This is a genomic window from Kothea flammea (assembly GCF_052161645.1).
In the GTDB taxonomy this organism is placed as follows: domain Bacteria; phylum Planctomycetota; class Planctomycetia; order Pirellulales; family Pirellulaceae; genus Laterigemmans.
The window spans coordinates 5,774,763-5,790,246 of record NZ_CP197414.1; the positions used below are offsets into that span (position 1 = coordinate 5,774,763).

Here is a 15,484-nt window from a genome sequence, read left to right on the forward strand (position 1 = left end):
GCTTGATGCTGCGACGGACTCCGCTGGCGACGAAGAACCTAACCCACAATTTTGCCCGCACGATTGTCTCGATCGGTGGCGTGATGTTGGCGGTCGTGTTGATGTTCATGCAACTCGGTTTCCTCGGCGCGGTGGGGGACACGGCGACTGTCGTCTACCAAGAGATGCCAGCCATGGATTTGGTTGTCCGTTCGCCCGACTATCTACACTTGTTCGAACCAAGTTCAATCGACCAATCGGTTGCCTTGCCGCTGCGGGGCATGGGCGAAGTGGCCGAGGTGCGACCGCTCGATACGATGCTAGCCGCTTGGAGGAACCCGGAGACAAAAGAGACGCGGGCGATCGCCGTGCTGGGCATTGACCCCGAAGCTCCGGCGGTCGTGACCGACGAACTGGCAGGCAAAATAGCGCGACTTACCAGCGACGAATTCGTGCTGGTCGATCGTGAAAGTGATATCGAGTTTGTGCCTCAACTAGCGGCACCAGGATCCGCGCAGCGGTTTGGACGCGAGCATATTTGGACCGTCGCCGAGTGCAATGACCAGCGGGTGCGGATTGTGGAAACGTTTAAGCTGGGAACCGGCCTGGCCGCCGCCGGTGCGATGGTCACCAGCCGGGCCGGCTTTCGTCGCCTGAGCTTTGGGCGACAGGCGGAACGAACATCCATGCTATTGATCCAATTGCAGCCGGGGGTCGACCCGCAAGCGGCCAGCCAAGCCATTGAATCGCGATTGGCGTCGCTGGGCTTAGGCAATCTGGTGGTCCTACAGCGGCAGGAAGTGCTCAAACGAGAAATCGACCGTTGGTATTTTGAGACTCCCATCGGTCTAATCTTTTTGATGGGAGTGTTTTTGGCCGTCGTGGTGGGGAGCGTTATTTGCTACATGGTGTTGGCCGCTGAGGTGCTGGCGAATTTAGCCGAGTATGCCACACTCAAGGCCATTGGTTATTCCAACCGTTACCTGTGCGGCGTGCTGTTGCGGCAAGCGCTGTTGGTCGCGGGAGCCGCATTCCTGCCGGCTTTGGTGGTTTCGCAAATCTTGTATGTCGTCACCAGTCGCGTGGCGGCGATACCGATCGCCATGGACTTGCCACGGGCGGTGATCGTGGCCGGTTTGACCGCGTTGATGTGTTTGGTTGCCGGTTTCATCGCTTTGCGAAAACTAACCAAAGCGGAACCGGCCAGCTTATTTTGAGTGATGAAGAGTCATGAAAGGGAATGCAAGCAGACAGGATTGGCATTAAGGATGGCACGATAGGGATTACACGATGAATTTTCTGAACGCCACATTGTTGCTCGGAGGTTTGGCAGCCGCCATTCCTTTGGTGCTGCACTTATGGGGGCGTCGTGAACCGCGTCGCGTTACCTTTCCGGCGATTCGTTTTTTGACACAGCGGCTGGAGACCCATCGGCGACAAATACAACTTCGCCGCTGGGCTTTGCTGGCGCTGCGAATTTTCTTGCTGCTAATCTTAGCGTTAGCATTGGCTCAACCCGAAGTCCATCGCGCCACGGTCGGCCAGTGGTTGGGTATCACGGCGATTGCCGCGTTGGGGTTGGTGATCGGTGCGATCGCGATTTGGGCAAGTGTTGCCGATCGATCGCTGGCGTTGCGTTGGGGGTTGGCCGTGGTGGCGTTGTTGATGTTGCTGGGGGCCGGGGGTTTGGCGGTGGCGATGGCGGCCAGTGGTCCACGGCCTGTGGCTTCGACCACCGCACCGGCAGCGGTGGCGATCTTGATCGACAACAGTCCCACTTTAGGTTACCAGCCGGTGGGCGAAGAATCGCGATTGGATACCGCTGGCGAGATGGCCACCTGGGTACTGGGACGCTATCCCCAGCAAAGCCGTTTTGCCTTAGTCGACCGCAGCACCCGGCCGGCAACCTTTGCCCTTGATGCGGCCGCGGTACAGAAAGGATTAAACATGCTCCAACCGCTAGCCACGACCCGCCCGCTGATCGAACGCATCGAGGCCGCGATCCGTTTGCTGCAAACCAGCGAGTTGCCGCGGCGGACGCTGTTTATCTTCACCGACCTTTCGGAGACGAGCTGGGAGCCCGGGTCCGAAGAATCGCTGGCGGGTCGTTTGACGGCGCTCGTTTCCAGCGAACCTGAAGTCTCGATTCAAGTCGTCGATGTGGGTTCAGACACTTACCGAAATTATTACCTTGGCCAGCCCGAGCTCGCTGACATCACGCCCGCGGTGGATGTGCCAACGAACTTGACGATCGAGGTCAAGACTGAACAACTGGGATTTGCTGCCCCAAACCAGCAAGCGGGAGATCAGCAACAAGAGAACTCACAAACGGCGCCAGCTGGCAGCCTGACGGTCCGCCTACGGCTCTTTGATCAAGAGCCCGGCTTACCGGTCCAACGCGATGGAGAGACCGCTTTCCCGCAGCTCCGCACGGTCGATCGGCAGACGGTGGTGCCGCGTGGGAACTCGCCGATTCAACTCGATCTGACGCTGCCGCCATTGCCTTTGGGAACGCATCACGGGATGGTGGAACTACTCGAAGCGGACCCGTTGATGCGCGACAACGTGCGGTTTTTTACGCTCCAAGTGAATCCGCCCAAACGTGTATTGCTGATCGCCGATGATGAGCAAGAACGCGAAATCATGTCTCGGGTGCTCAACCCTTATGGCATCGACGATCCGCGACGCGAGTATGAGATTGAGCTGGGAGCGACCAGTATGCTCCGCGATACCCAGCTTGACTCATACGCGGCGGTTGGTTTTTTCAACCCCAGTCTACCGCCGTTATTGATTCGGGAACGAGTTGATAGTTGGGTGCGGAAAGGTGGGCATCTGTTTGTCGCCATGGGACCGAACCTGGCGCCCAACTGGAGCGATCAAGTTTCCACCTCGGGACAACCGATGGTGGATTGGCCGCTGTTGGGTAACCCGCAGAGGGTTTGGCGAGTGCCGGAACCGGGCACGTTTACTCAGGTGATGCGCCCCGGCCATCCTTCCTTGGCCGCGTTGGCTGCCGATCCCAGCACGCCTTGGAACGCTTTTCGGGTTTACCATTATTGGCAATTGAACGAGCCCGATTCGTTTGCCGAGCTGGCACGGTTTGCTGGTACCGAACATCTCGCCTTGGGCGATCGCAACTTAGAGAACGGCCGCGTGATGGTGCTGACAACTCCCCTGCCGGCGCTGGTCAGTCCGGCGGATAATTGGAACGACCTGCTAGCGCTGTCATTAACGAACGCTTGGTTTGTCTATGTGGCGTTGGTGCAAGAGATTTTCGAGGACTTAACAGGTGGCGCGAATTTGGCGTTGAACGTAACCGCGGGAGAACCGGTGGCAATTCGCTTGGAGGCCGAGCAATCGGCTCGATGGCAATTGTTCGCCCCCGATCAACCCCCAGCGCCGCTGGATGCCAACGAGCAAGTCTTGGTGCCCGGCATAGCGCGTCAGGTGGGAAATTATTGGCTTCGCGGTGCCCAGGGGGAGCTGGCTGGATTCAGCGCGAATCTGCCCGAGCGGGCAACCCGACTGGCACGCACCGATGCTGAGAATCTGGATCTCCTGTTCGGTCTCGACCAGTACCAATTGGTGCGTGATCGCGATGAGATTCAGCTGGCTGAAGGGGAATCGAGCGACGGCCGCCCGCTGTATGCGATGGTCATGTTGGTCGTGATGGTGCTGTTTATTTTGGAACAGTTGCTGGCCAATCGCTTTTACCCCGGCGGCGATGATTCAACGGCCAAAGCGTCCGGCTCGAAACTAGCTGGAACGAGCTCGGCAGCCGCATGAATTCGCTCATCCTCGAACCGATTTTCAACTCCAGCCTGTTTGTGGTGGCGTTGGTCTTACTGACCGGTGGCTTGCTGTTGGCAATCCGTCCGGCTGGCCGCGAGCTTTCGCCGTCGCGACGTCGGTGGCTGCTGGGGTTGCGGTTGGCCGCGCTCGGTTGCTTGGCTTTGGCGCTGCTGCGCCCCGCATGGGTGCGGACCGACGTGCGTCCGGCAAAGGCGAATCTGGCAGTCCTGATTGACCACTCACGGAGCATGACGTTACCGGCGGAAGGGGGCGATTCACGTTGGCAAACAGAGGTTGAAGTCGTCCGCCAACTGCTCCCCGCACTGGCCGACATCGATAGCGAACTGGAACTTCAGTACTACCGCTACGGGGCTGAAGCCGAACCGTTGGCAAGCGACCAAGTTGAGTCGATTTTGGCACAACCTCCCACCGCCAGGCGGACTGATTTGGCTGCCGCCCTGCGAGCTTCACTGGCGGGTGCCGCGGGGCAGCCGCTGGCGGGTGTGATCTTACTCGGTGATGGCACATCCACCGTCAACGCCAGCAACCCGGGAGCGGTTGCCCGCACGCTGCAGTCACTCGATGTTCCCCTCTGGACGGTCCCCATTGGGCCGCGCGTGGATGGTGGCCAATCACGCGACTTGGCGGTTGAACAATTGGCTGAAGAGTATCGTGTCTTTTCCAAAAATCTGTTTCGCATCTCGGCGGCGGTGCGGGCTCGTGGGATGGTCGGACGTGACATTCCGATTAGCGTCACGTTGATCAACGACGAGGGCCAACGCGAGGAGGTCGCGTCGCGCGTCCTGCTGGCCAACTCGGCGGAGGAAACCTTGCCGATCGATTTGGAATTAACAGCCCCCGAACCGGGCAGCTATCGGCTTGAACTTCGCGCCGAACCCCAGCCCGGAGAAACGCTAACTGACAACAATTCACAGATTGCTTTCCTCGATGTTCGCGCCGGAGGGGGACGCATCTTCTACCTCGAAGGACAACCGCGGTTTGAACAAAAGTTCCTCCGCCGAGCGATTAACGCTTCTCCCGATCTGGCCTTGCAATACCGCTGGATCGACAGCGGCTCGCGACGCAAATGGCCGGTCGACTTGGGCGATGCGATCACACCTGGACGATTTGACGTATTCATCATTGGCGATTTAGATGCGGCCGCGTTGGGTAACGAAAATCTTCGTGAGATTGCCCGCGCCGTCGAAATGGGAGCCGGACTGTTAATGCTCGGCGGACTCCACACGTTCGATGTCGGCGGTTACGCCAGTTCACCACTCTCTCGCGTGTTGCCCCTGCAGTTGGACCCTCAGCGCCGCGTGGCTGTCGGCACCGACCCTCCCGCCGACGTGATGTTGCCAGGCCCCGTGGAGGTCCGCGTGCGACGCCCCCACCCGATTACGCAATTATCCAACAGTGGCAATAACCTGGAACTATGGCAACAACTAAAGCCCCTGTTGGGCGCCAACCGCTTCGTCGGTGCCAAGATCAGTCCGACGGTTGAGGTCTTGCTGGAGTCAACGGCTGGCGAGCCCCTGTTGGTGGTTGGCGAGTACGGTGCCGGACGCGTGGCAGCTTTTGCGGGCGACACCACATGGCAATGGTGGATGCAAGGACGCAGCGAGGCTCACCGCCGTTTCTGGCGTCAAACGCTGCTCTGGTTGCTGGCCCGTGACGCCCCGACGGCTGATGCTGTCTGGATCAAAATGGAATCGCGGCGCTTCGAGCGTGAATCGCCTTCCGCCTTTACGGCCGGTGTCCAGTCGTTGGCTACCGACACGGTCCCCGACGAGTTTGCAGCCGAAGTGATCGATGAAGCTGGTCAACGGAAACCCATTGCTCTGGAACAAGTAAGCGAAGCGGGAGAGCAAAGTGGCCAGCCGTTAGTCCGTGGCCAACTGCCCGACCTCCCCGGTGGTCTCTATCGCCTGCGAGTCGCCCCGGCGGAGTCTGCGGCTGGGCAAGCGCAGGGACAAATTGAACCGGCCGAGGTGGTTTTCCAAGTGGTCGATATCGATGCCGAACTCAGTCGTCCGCTGGCCGAAATTAGTCGCCTCGAACAGTTGGCACAAATCACCGCGGATGCCGGTGGGCGTGCGTTTCGACCGGACGAAGTGGACGCCTTGCTGGATGCCGCTCGCCAACTTCGTCGCCAAGGCGAACTGCCTATCGTCGAGAAGAACCGCCTTGGTGATGATCCCCTCAGCGGTTGGTTGCTCATGCTGGTAATGCTCGGGCTACTATCAGCCGAATGGTACTGCCGCCGCGCTTGGGGATTGGCGTAGTGGCTAGCACCAAAACCGCTAACGGTTTGCGGATCGACCCCTAATCGAAAATCGGAAAAAAGGTATTAAACACCCGCTCTCCAAATTCGGCGGGATCATTGAACCGACGCCCGCGTTCCAGACTATCAACGCGTCGCATCTCCTCGTCGCTCAGCTCAAAATCATAAATTGCCAGATTCTCCGCCAAGTGTTGCGGGCTTTGAGATTTGGGAATAGCCACCGTGCCACGCTGGATCGCCCATCGCAAAGTAATCTGTGCTGCTGTCTTCCCTCGCGCGGCGGCGATCGCGGTCAGCACCGGCTCTGCTAACACCCGCTCATCCGCTCCCGCCATCCCCAAAGGAATATATGAATCGGCACCGAGTGGCGAGAACGCCGTGACCGCAATTTGCTCCTCGTCACAGTAACGCTTTAAGCGAGCCTGTTGTAGATACGGATGCATTTCCACCTGATGCACGGCCGGACGGATCGTGCAGTAACTCAATACCTCCCGCAACATGGATACGTTAAGATTACAAACTCCAATGCGTTTGACTAATCCGGCTTGCACCAATTCCTCCATCGCTCCCCAAGTCTCCGCGTAGGGAACTTTGATCGGTTTCATCGCCGGCTTGGCAGCCTGAGGATCAAAAAACCACTCCGGCGGGTAACGCTCTTCGAAGGGGACGAAGGCTAAGGCAATCGGAAAGTGAATCAAATACAGATCGAGCACATCCAATTGCAAATCGGCCAGCGAACGTTCACAGGCGGCACGCACCTGCTGCGGCTCGTGATAAGTGTTCCATAATTTCGATGTCACCCACAAGTCATCGCGTTGACATTCACCCCGCTCGATTGCCGCAGTCAAACCGGCGCCCACTTGAGGCTCATTTCCGTAATCGCACGCGCAATCGAAATGGCGATACCCCAAGCGGACCGCCTCGACGATCGTTTCCGGAACGATCTGCTGGGGAATTTTCCAAGTTCCCAATCCCAACGTTGGAAACTCAGCACCATCGGCAAGCTGGAGCGTCTGCAATTCAGTTGTGGGCATACAATTGGCACTTCATAATCGTAAGGTAAATTCTAATAATTCATAAGGTTTTTCCTTATGATTGCCGCGCGACTTGAAAATACTTTAGGGGGCAAAGGAATCCTCGTAAATTCGACGGACTGTGGCGCTGCCGTACTCGCGTTCTAGCCTTCGCACCGTGAAATGAGCGCGGGCCAGGTTTTGATAATGGTCAATAAAATAGCTGTTAATCAACGCCCCGCCGACGGCGCCGACGACGGGAATCGCTTGAGCGGCCAATTTTTCGCTGACCACTACGCCGAAACGGTTCGCAATTTTCCCTAAGAACTTGACCAGCGGCGGGGCTGCAGTGTCCCGCACTCCGTGCTTCAACACATACTGCGAAGCATCCGCGACTTGCTTGGAGAGCGCGGCGCGGACGGCGAAATAACCCACCTCGGTACTATCGTCGATACGACCCTGCTTGCCGCCGTCGATGGCAAACACTTCCAGGCAAGCCAGGCGTGTTTCGATGGCGCTTAAATCCTCCCCCTGGCTGCGAGCGATATCGGCGATGCTGCGTAAGATCAACACAGTCGATACGGGTAACTCGAGAGCCACTGCGGAAAGCCCGAACGCGCCACCGGCGGCTCCAGACAAACCAGCCAGCAGCCGGTTGCTGAACAATCGCGGTTGGCCTTTGCTGGTTTGTTCGCCCAAACTTTTGACGGCCGTGGTCAAAGCCACCTGCAGTGACTTGTTGACTGCCATCTTGAGCGAATCTTCAGCAACGTCGGGCAGCATTTTTAGGGATGCCGTGATCGGTGCCCCAATCAATTCGGTCAATCGGTCCGCCAAACCGTGATGTTCTAACGTTCGCTTGGCTTCTCGTAATTCATCGATCGCTTCCTGCGGCAGATCACTGCGAATTAAATCTTTACTCATGGGTTTTCTGTTCGCTGTGTGGGTGCGTCATGGCGAAGTGCTAGGGCAATGCCCGTTCCCAAAATTGTGGCCGGCCCGACAACAATCACCAAATAACTGTGGAAAGGGCTTTGCCAAGCCGACCAGTCGCTCGGCCAATAATCCGTTTGCGAGGCTGCCATCCAGCCGACCACCAGCATCCCCAACGCAAAAGCAATCTGCGCGTCGAAACTGGTCGCGCGGCGGGAGATTAAGCCCAGCAAAAACAAGCCCACAATTCCCGCTCCCAGCACGCTCGATAGCGTCCACCAAATAGTTAACACATTTTCGGTGAGCGGTACCAAGGCGAGTGCCATGACGGTTCCAGCAATCCCCCACACCACGGTTGCTCCGTACAAGCAGCGCATCAGGTTACGATCATTGGCCTCGGGGCGGATAAAACGGCGAAAATCGCTCATGATCAAGGTTGCCGATGAGTTCAATGAGGTGGAAACCGTACTCATCGCCGCCGCAAAAATAGCCGCCACCAACAACCCGGTCATTCCCATTGGCAAATGAGCGGCAATGAAATGAGGAAAGACGCGGTCCCCGATCGCTTCGGGGGGCAACTTTTCAGCTCTCTCCGCCACTTGGCTAGCATAGGCAGCCGTCAAACGCAGTTCACCGGAGGACTGCATTGCATACTGGGGAGGTGTGCCAGCTTGCATCAATTGTTGACGAGCGACAATCTGCCGGACCTCAGTGAGCTCTGCCGGCCGGGACTCATAAAACGCGAACAACGAGCTGCCAATAAAAAAGAACAACCCGCTGACCGGAATGTATAACAAGCCACCGAGCCAGACGCTGCGGCGAGCTTCGCGATCATCCCGCGAGGCGATATAGCGTTGGATATAACTTTGATCGATACCGAAGTTCTTGATGTTTTCCATCACCCCGTAAGCGAACATTACCCAAACTGTTTTTTCAGAAAATTCCCATAACTTAGTCTCTCCCCAGGAAAATTTCTGATTGGCAGTCCCCAGCTCCAACACACCGCTCAAACCACTAGGAACTCCCCACAAAATAACACCCAAGGCAACGATCGCGCCGATCATCAACACCACTGCTTGAATCGCGTCGGCCCAAATCACGGCAATGATGCCGCCGACGAAAGCGTATACCGTAACAACCACACCCGTGGCGAGAATCACCAAACGGATATCCCAGCCAAAGATCACGGTCATTGGCAACGCCATCAGATACATTACCACACCCATGCGGGCAATCTGATAAAGCAGGTAGAATTCGCTGGCGAAAATCCGCGCCCAGGGGCCAAAGCGACGTTCCAACATCGCATAAGCAGAGATCTCCTGCGTGCGACGGTAATAAGGCAAAAACCAAACGGTCGCTATCCAGGCCGCGACCGGCAAGGTCAATGAAAAAACAAACGCGTTCCAGTTGCTGACAAAGGACGAGCCAGGCAGTGCGAGATAACTAATACTACTCAAATAAGTGGCAAAAATCGAAAGCCCACACAACCAGCCCGATAGAGCGCGACCACCGACGGTAAAATCCTCGCTCGACCGATTCCGGCGATGAAATCCAATGCCCAATCCCATGATGGCGGCGAAATAGGCAACAAGAACCAGCCAATCGAGCCAAGTAAAATAGTTGTTCATAATGCCTTAGCGAGCCGGAGTGGGCTGGCCGTCGCCACGGAGGTTACGCAAGTAGTAAAAGCGGCCATCTTCAGCTCCGCCGATGAAATCGTCGATCCCATCACCATTGAAATCGACCACGCAAGGGCTGGTGGTATGACCTTGAATATTCTTGCTGACAATTGGCCCTTCATCGGCCAACGTCCAGTAGCCCGCTGCCTCCTCTGTTTGCCGCAGCCAGTTCGCGTTGACGGAGTTGACCAAGAAATCAATTTTTCCATCACCATCCCAATCCGTGACGCACAGCTTGCGACGTCCACTGCCACCCGCCGCACGGCTATTGAGTTGCAGCGGCGTCGTGGAACCTTCAGCACGAAAGACTCTGCGCGGCTCCTGCAAATGCAACTTACCATCATGCTTTTCGCGCTGAAAAAAAGCTAAGAAACCTTCCTGGTCCAGCATCACTAAATCGTTCAAACCATCGGCATTCCAATCAACGACCACCGGAGTCGTCCGCCACTGCGTGACTAGCGATTTCCCCTCAGGTTGCCACCATGTCCAGGCGGGCTTGGGAGTCTCCTCGGACCACTGGACTTCGATCGGTTGCGGGGCCAGCAGCTTGGCTTCACGCGGTGTGCCCACGTTCTCCAGCCACAGCACCTTTCCCCAAATGGAATTAAACAACACATCGGGTAAACCGTCGTGATTCCAATCCGCGGCGCAGATCGTGGTATATCCCCACTTGGCTTCGGCAGGCCCCTGGATGCTGCCATTGGCACCCGCCAGCACGCGAAACGTTTGCCCGTCCACTTGCAACGGCACGGGCGAGTTCCAACGCGGGAACTCCACTCCCGGACCACTCAAGTTCTCAAAAAACTCAATGGTTCCGGCGGTATTGCCGGAGAGTAAATCCAAATCCCCATCGGCATCCCAGTCGACCGCCCATGGTGTCGCCAAAGCACCGCACTTCAATTCGTCCGCCTGCTGTTGAAAGTACTTTGGTGGTTCAAAAATTGGCACACCAGTCGGGCCGAGCTGGCCGGTGTTCTTCACAAATGCCACGCGACCATCTTCGTCACCCACGATCAGGTCGGTTTCGCCGTCACGATCCCAATCGAAAGCGACCGGCACGATCATTTGCAAATGCATGCTCAGAGGTTCGCCAGTGCTATCGAGCACTCGGCGGGCCGGAGCGTACCGCGGTTCCTGTCGAGTGCCAATGTTTTCAAAGTAGCTGAACCCATCAATGAATTCGCCACACAACAAATCAAGATCTCCGTCGTGATCAAAATCGACAAAGTTCGGTGACGGACAACCATAGACATCCAACGGCTGGTCACCCGCGGTCAGCTCCAGCGGATCAGCGTACTGGGGTTCGTCGTTGGTGCCTTGATTAATCATTACAAACACGAACCCATGCAATGGCCCCCGCATCCACTCCCCGGCGGCATTCCAAGCATCATCCCAGCCGTACTCGCTCCAGTCCTCCACGGCCACGACTAAATCCAACACCCCGTCACCATCAAAATCGACGTAACGCCATTGATTGTGGCGAACGCGGGGCCCCTTATTAGTCTCCCAGCGTGGTTTGTAAAAATTAGCCGCCAGCGGCAACTTTGTTTTTTCCTGCAAACCAGTCTGAGTAAAGTTTTGATATTCCAACCCAGGAGATAACACGCGCATCTCTCCGTTGACATAACTGGGCATCACATAGTGGACTGTGCCGCTCAGCCGCTTTGCCGAAGCAAATACCGGCATTGGATTTACCGCCGTGTCTCCGTCGGTGTTCTCGAAATACCAAACACCATTGGATGGTTTATCGGGACACGAAATCAGTAAATCAAAGTCGCCGTCGCCATCAACATCCCAGGGGAGCGGCCAGGCCCAAAGCCCCACGCCTAAATCAACCGTCAGCCCCGGATTGTTATATCGCAGCGGCGCCAAATCGTTCGCGCGAATTTCGCTCGCCAAGCCAAATCCACACAGCAGGAACATCCCCGTCAGTAATCGCAGCAGTCGTGCGGGGAAGATGAGTGTCAGCCAGCTCATGAGATTAAACCTGTGCTAGATACTTGCGAGACCGATTGATTTCCGCGGTGACTTCCTCTGTGCTCTCCATGATTGGTAAGCCACGAGGATAGGGGTGCATGAAGATCTCAGTCCAACCTTGATATTTAATTGTTCGCAGTGCTTCGACCAGGGGAGCGAAATCGAGTGGTCCACGTCCAGGCATCTGCAGTAACTCTTGCTCTTTCGGCTGAGCTCGCATGCAGCCGTTGCCATGCTGCCAAGCATAAAACATCACAATACCAGCCCCCAAATCGCCAATCAGTTTTGCCAGCAATGCTTCGTCTTGCGGCAAGTGATAAGGGGCAAAGGCCACCGCCAAGTGTGAGCTGGGTCGCAACTCGACGAGGTACCGCAACGAGTCTGGCGAATCAATCAGATTGTTGCCGTGATTCTCGATGGCAATCGTGACGTCATGCGCTTCGGCCAGCTCCAAATGTGGCTTCATTTGTTCGACGAAATCGGCAACCGCGGCCTTCAGTTCACTCCCTCGCAAACCTTTAGGGCCGCGTGCGCCGGTGACGATGGTTTGACAACCAAAGCGGGCTGCCAATGGTATTTCGTCCCGCAACCCAAAGGGTCCCAATTTGTACTGAGTCAGACAACCAAGTTGAACGTTATGCTGCTGCAATAATTGGGCAAAGGCTTCTTCCCCCATCTCCGTCAATTGTTCACGTTGATCGCCATGCACGCGGGGCCAAATATCAATGGCCGTTGCTCCCGTCTTTGATACTTCGGGAAGAATGGTGCCGACTTCCGCGTAGCCGTACATACAAGAGGCAAGAATATATTTGAAAGCAAACGGCTCGCTCACCAGCGGGTGGGCTTGCGCGACATATTTGCTGGACAGCACCGCCGCGATGGCCGCCGCCGAGATGCCACCGAAGTGGCGTCGATCGAGCGGGGCTAGGTTTTCGATTTCCGCCATCAGAATCTCCCAAAAGTGGTCAAAAAATATCTTATTGCGGGAGCCAGCACGCCAGCTTTCCCGCAGCTTGCTTACTGTTCCAACGTGCGCAGCAGCGCATCCAAGCCGGCAATGCTGGCTGCCCCCAACAACGGGAACTCGGTCAGATAGTCATCCGCCAAGCGGACGTTGACTAGTTGCCAAGGTTCATCAGCCACGGCGGCGGCGTAAATGGTGACGGTTGCCAAGCTTGGTGCGGCCGTAATTGTAAACCGTTGTTGATCGGCCAAAGTGTTCATAAATCGCACCGCTTGCGTGATATCAAAGGCTTGCATGCCGGCAACAGTTTGGCCGAGCAAATTAAAACGTCGGCGAATATGGATTTGCTCGGTCGGTGTTCCCGACCAACGGTTTGGGCCCAGGCCGCGGGGAATGATCGTCACCCGCAAACGATCCACTGGTTCCAAAAGATGATCGATCGCCTGTCGGCTGAGTTGTTGCCAAGCCTCTTCATCGGCGATGTGTAACTGAAATGGTGTCGTCGGTTTTTTCGTTGCCCAAGTCGGCGGCAGTTGCACAATGGCTCGCAGTCGCACATGCGGTTGCACTGAGAATTCCCATAGTTCTGCGGGAGCGATTTTGGCACCATTTTGCCAGATCCGGACGGGGTTTAGTTCAGACGTTGGCGAAGGCCAACCGGCAAAACTCCGCTCGCGGAGCTGCTCGATCACGTGTTTTCGGCCGGCCGCTCCAGTCAGCTCGGCCGGTTGTTGAAAACGTTCCAGGTGCTCGCGAAATACTTGATCGGCAGTGGTCACTCGCTGATCACCTGGTAGCTCAGCAAAGACTTTCAGCTCCGCTCGCTCGAATCTTTCCACGGGCGGTTCAGCAATCGGACGATCGAGATCCTTCAAGTGCAAATCCAACCACCGAAACGCACCAACTTGCAACTCATAAGTATCTTTGTGAACGCCCGGCGTAATCCAGCTGCCCAAGTTCTCCTCCGCATCGGCAAGCTGGTAGATATGTTGAATTTGCTGCAGCGTGCGCGCGACTCCGGAGAGCGGGAAGATGGAATCGCGATCTGAATTGGCCAGCAGCAGCGGCCGAGGAGCAATCATGGCGGCTAACTGCGGATAATCCCAACGGTGGTAATTCACCATAAACATGCAATCGCAATGTCCGCTGACGCAACCATCAATCACATAGTTTTCCAGATCGGTGATCCCGGCAACGGGGATGGCGACTTTGACGCGTTGGTCCAAAGCCGCTATGAACCAACTGTATGCACCACCACCGCTCCGACCGGTAACGGCAATTTTTTCGGGGTCAACCTCGGGGCGAGTCTCCAGATAATCGAGTCCGCGAATACCATTCCAAGTTTCCACACCGGCTGGGGTGTAACCCAGAGAGAGCCAATCCCAGCGATTGTCTCGATAAGTTCCCCAGTGCTGGCCGAGAAATTCGCCCCACTGAATGGTATCAATCATCAGGCACACATAACCGTGGCGGGCAAGCCATTCGCCGTGCCGTTGATACCCTGTTTTATTACCATAGACGACTTTACGACCATTGATCGTTTCTTGTTGATTGCTGTGGCCGCAAACATATAAGACCGCCGGCAATGGTTGTTCTTGTTCGCTTGGTCGATACAAATTGGCCGCCACGTACAGGCCCGGCGAAGCTTGGTAATGCAGTCGTTCCACGATCACCCCATCTCGCTGGACCTGACCAACAATGGTCGCCTGCAGGTCGCCGCGTGGGGGTTCCGGGCGAAGGCTGAGCATATCGGCCAGGGCTTCGCGATGTTCCGCTTGAGTCGCTTGCCACTGATCCCACGAAGTAAATCGAGTGAGATCGCTGTGCTGTTTAATCTGCTCAACTTGATCGACAAAATAATCATGTAACGCTTGGTCAACATTCCCGACCGCCGGCCAAGCTGGGGAGGGGGGCGGGTTGCGGCGAAAATCGCTTAAACTGGTCTCAATCCCGCCGCTCGGGATCTCGACTTGGGAAGTCCAGAAAATGCCATTCATGATTAACTTTCGCAAATCATCATGTTGCCAATTGCGATAATAGTGCGGCATCACGACGGCGAAACCGCGGCCGCCGTCGGGGCGCTCGATTCCCCAGCTGACAATCTGCTCAGTCGGCGACTCGGGAGGCAGCATGCTGGTTGCCAGCGCCACGGTGCGATCTTTCAACATCGCGTTGTCGGGGCCAAAATAATTATCGATGTAAGGTTCGTCATGAATGGTGAACTTTTTCCAGCCGCGCGTGACGGGGTGATCGTTGGCGACGGGCTGGATCTCGGCTGCGGGAAAAATTCGTGCGGTCGATTTATGATGCTCACAGCGGCTAGCAAAATACCCGCCCAACCAATCTAACAATGGATGCTGGCCGTCGGCTGGTACATCGGGGTTCCGCAAACCGGTGGCAAAGTGAATGCAGACCAGCCCGCAGCCACGATCCATCAGTTGCTGCAGATCGGCCATGATTTTTGCCGAGTTGGGCATTTGATGCGGCGGAAATTGATCGCCAATGAAAACGACGGAATCAATTTCAGCAAGCAAAGCTGGGTCTTGCGGCCATTGATTGGTGACCGTCGCGCGGAAAGCAACCTCATGTTTTGCGGTTTTGATACAGTGGGCCATCAATTGACCGCCCGCGGCAACTTCGTGAGTTTCCGGCGGATGATTGCTGGGGCCGACAACCACCAAGACATGTTTCGCCAACAACTGGCTTGGCAGATTAATGATGCAGCCAACACAGATGACGAGCAGCAGCAAGCGAGGCGTTCGAAATTGCGAACCAAGTCGGCCGCTGCCACCGAAGAGGCGGCGGGCTGGAATTCCGTGTTGGCGGGCAACTGGGGCGGAATGGGGTGCGGTCATGATGAGGT

9 protein-coding genes are annotated in these 15,484 nt (G+C 56.5%); 3 read left to right on the forward strand and 6 right to left on the reverse strand.

From position 1 onward, the window contains the following. Window positions 1–5 precede the first annotated feature (5 nt). From SH139x_RS21610 to SH139x_RS21620, 3 genes are all read left to right on the forward strand, one after another. Window positions 6–1,196: an FtsX-like permease family protein gene (locus SH139x_RS21610; protein WP_488351838.1), complete on the forward strand. Its 1,191-nt coding sequence runs from the start codon at window positions 6–8 to the stop codon at window positions 1,194–1,196. Window positions 1,197–1,269: 73 nt separating this feature from the next. Next, window positions 1,270–3,765, forward strand: a complete 2,496-nt coding sequence (locus SH139x_RS21615; protein ID WP_488351839.1) for a BatA domain-containing protein — start codon at window positions 1,270–1,272, stop codon at window positions 3,763–3,765. Then, window positions 3,762–6,056, forward strand: a complete 2,295-nt coding sequence (locus SH139x_RS21620) for a glutamine amidotransferase (protein ID WP_488351840.1) — start codon at window positions 3,762–3,764, stop codon at window positions 6,054–6,056. Before SH139x_RS21615 ends, SH139x_RS21620 begins: the two co-directional genes overlap by 4 nt. Window positions 6,057–6,096: 40 nt before the next feature. Here SH139x_RS21620 and SH139x_RS21625 read toward each other — a convergent pair whose 3' ends face one another. The 6 genes from SH139x_RS21625 to SH139x_RS21650 form a co-directional block, all read right to left on the reverse strand. Beyond that, the gene (locus SH139x_RS21625; RefSeq protein WP_488351841.1) at window positions 6,097–7,089 is read right to left on the reverse strand and encodes an aldo/keto reductase; all 993 of its coding nucleotides are present in this window, start codon (window positions 7,087–7,089) and stop codon (window positions 6,097–6,099) included. Between the two features lie 84 nt (window positions 7,090–7,173). Then, a complete protein-coding gene (locus tag SH139x_RS21630) occupies window positions 7,174–7,992 on the reverse strand; it encodes an EcsC family protein (RefSeq protein WP_488351842.1) in 819 nt (272 codons plus the stop codon). Further along, a complete protein-coding gene (locus tag SH139x_RS21635; RefSeq protein WP_488351843.1) occupies window positions 7,989–9,629 on the reverse strand; it encodes a sodium:solute symporter family protein in 1,641 nt (546 codons plus the stop codon). The genes SH139x_RS21630 and SH139x_RS21635 overlap by 4 nt, the downstream gene beginning before the upstream one ends. Window positions 9,630–9,635: 6 nt before the next feature. Then, entirely contained in the window at window positions 9,636–11,657 is a 2,022-nt protein-coding gene (locus SH139x_RS21640) for an FG-GAP repeat domain-containing protein (RefSeq protein ID WP_488351844.1), read from the reverse strand. Between the two features lie 4 nt (window positions 11,658–11,661). Next, entirely contained in the window at window positions 11,662–12,603 is a 942-nt protein-coding gene (locus tag SH139x_RS21645) for a sugar phosphate isomerase/epimerase family protein (protein ID WP_488351845.1), read from the reverse strand. A gap of 71 nt (window positions 12,604–12,674) precedes the next feature. After that, window positions 12,675–15,476, reverse strand: a complete 2,802-nt coding sequence (locus tag SH139x_RS21650; protein WP_488351846.1) for a ThuA domain-containing protein — start codon at window positions 15,474–15,476, stop codon at window positions 12,675–12,677. Window positions 15,477–15,484 lie beyond the last annotated feature (8 nt).

What these genes read in the sequence shown, in the direction of transcription:
- SH139x_RS21625 (WP_488351841.1), bottom strand. Translation starts at nt 7,089, where the DNA reads ATGCCCACAACTGAATTGCAGACGCTCCAGCTTGCCGATGGTGCTGAG.
- SH139x_RS21620 (WP_488351840.1), top strand. Translation starts at nt 3,762, where the DNA reads ATGAATTCGCTCATCCTCGAACCGATTTTCAACTCCAGCCTGTTTGTG.
- SH139x_RS21630 (WP_488351842.1), bottom strand. Translation starts at nt 7,992, where the DNA reads ATGAGTAAAGATTTAATTCGCAGTGATCTGCCGCAGGAAGCGATCGAT.
- SH139x_RS21635 (WP_488351843.1), bottom strand. Translation starts at nt 9,629, where the DNA reads ATGAACAACTATTTTACTTGGCTCGATTGGCTGGTTCTTGTTGCCTAT.
- SH139x_RS21615 (WP_488351839.1), top strand. Translation starts at nt 1,270, where the DNA reads ATGAATTTTCTGAACGCCACATTGTTGCTCGGAGGTTTGGCAGCCGCC.
- SH139x_RS21640 (WP_488351844.1), bottom strand. Translation starts at nt 11,657, where the DNA reads ATGAGCTGGCTGACACTCATCTTCCCCGCACGACTGCTGCGATTACTG.
- SH139x_RS21610 (WP_488351838.1), top strand. Translation starts at nt 6, where the DNA reads ATGCTGCGACGGACTCCGCTGGCGACGAAGAACCTAACCCACAATTTT.
- SH139x_RS21650 (WP_488351846.1), bottom strand. Translation starts at nt 15,476, where the DNA reads ATGACCGCACCCCATTCCGCCCCAGTTGCCCGCCAACACGGAATTCCA.
- SH139x_RS21645 (WP_488351845.1), bottom strand. Translation starts at nt 12,603, where the DNA reads ATGGCGGAAATCGAAAACCTAGCCCCGCTCGATCGACGCCACTTCGGT.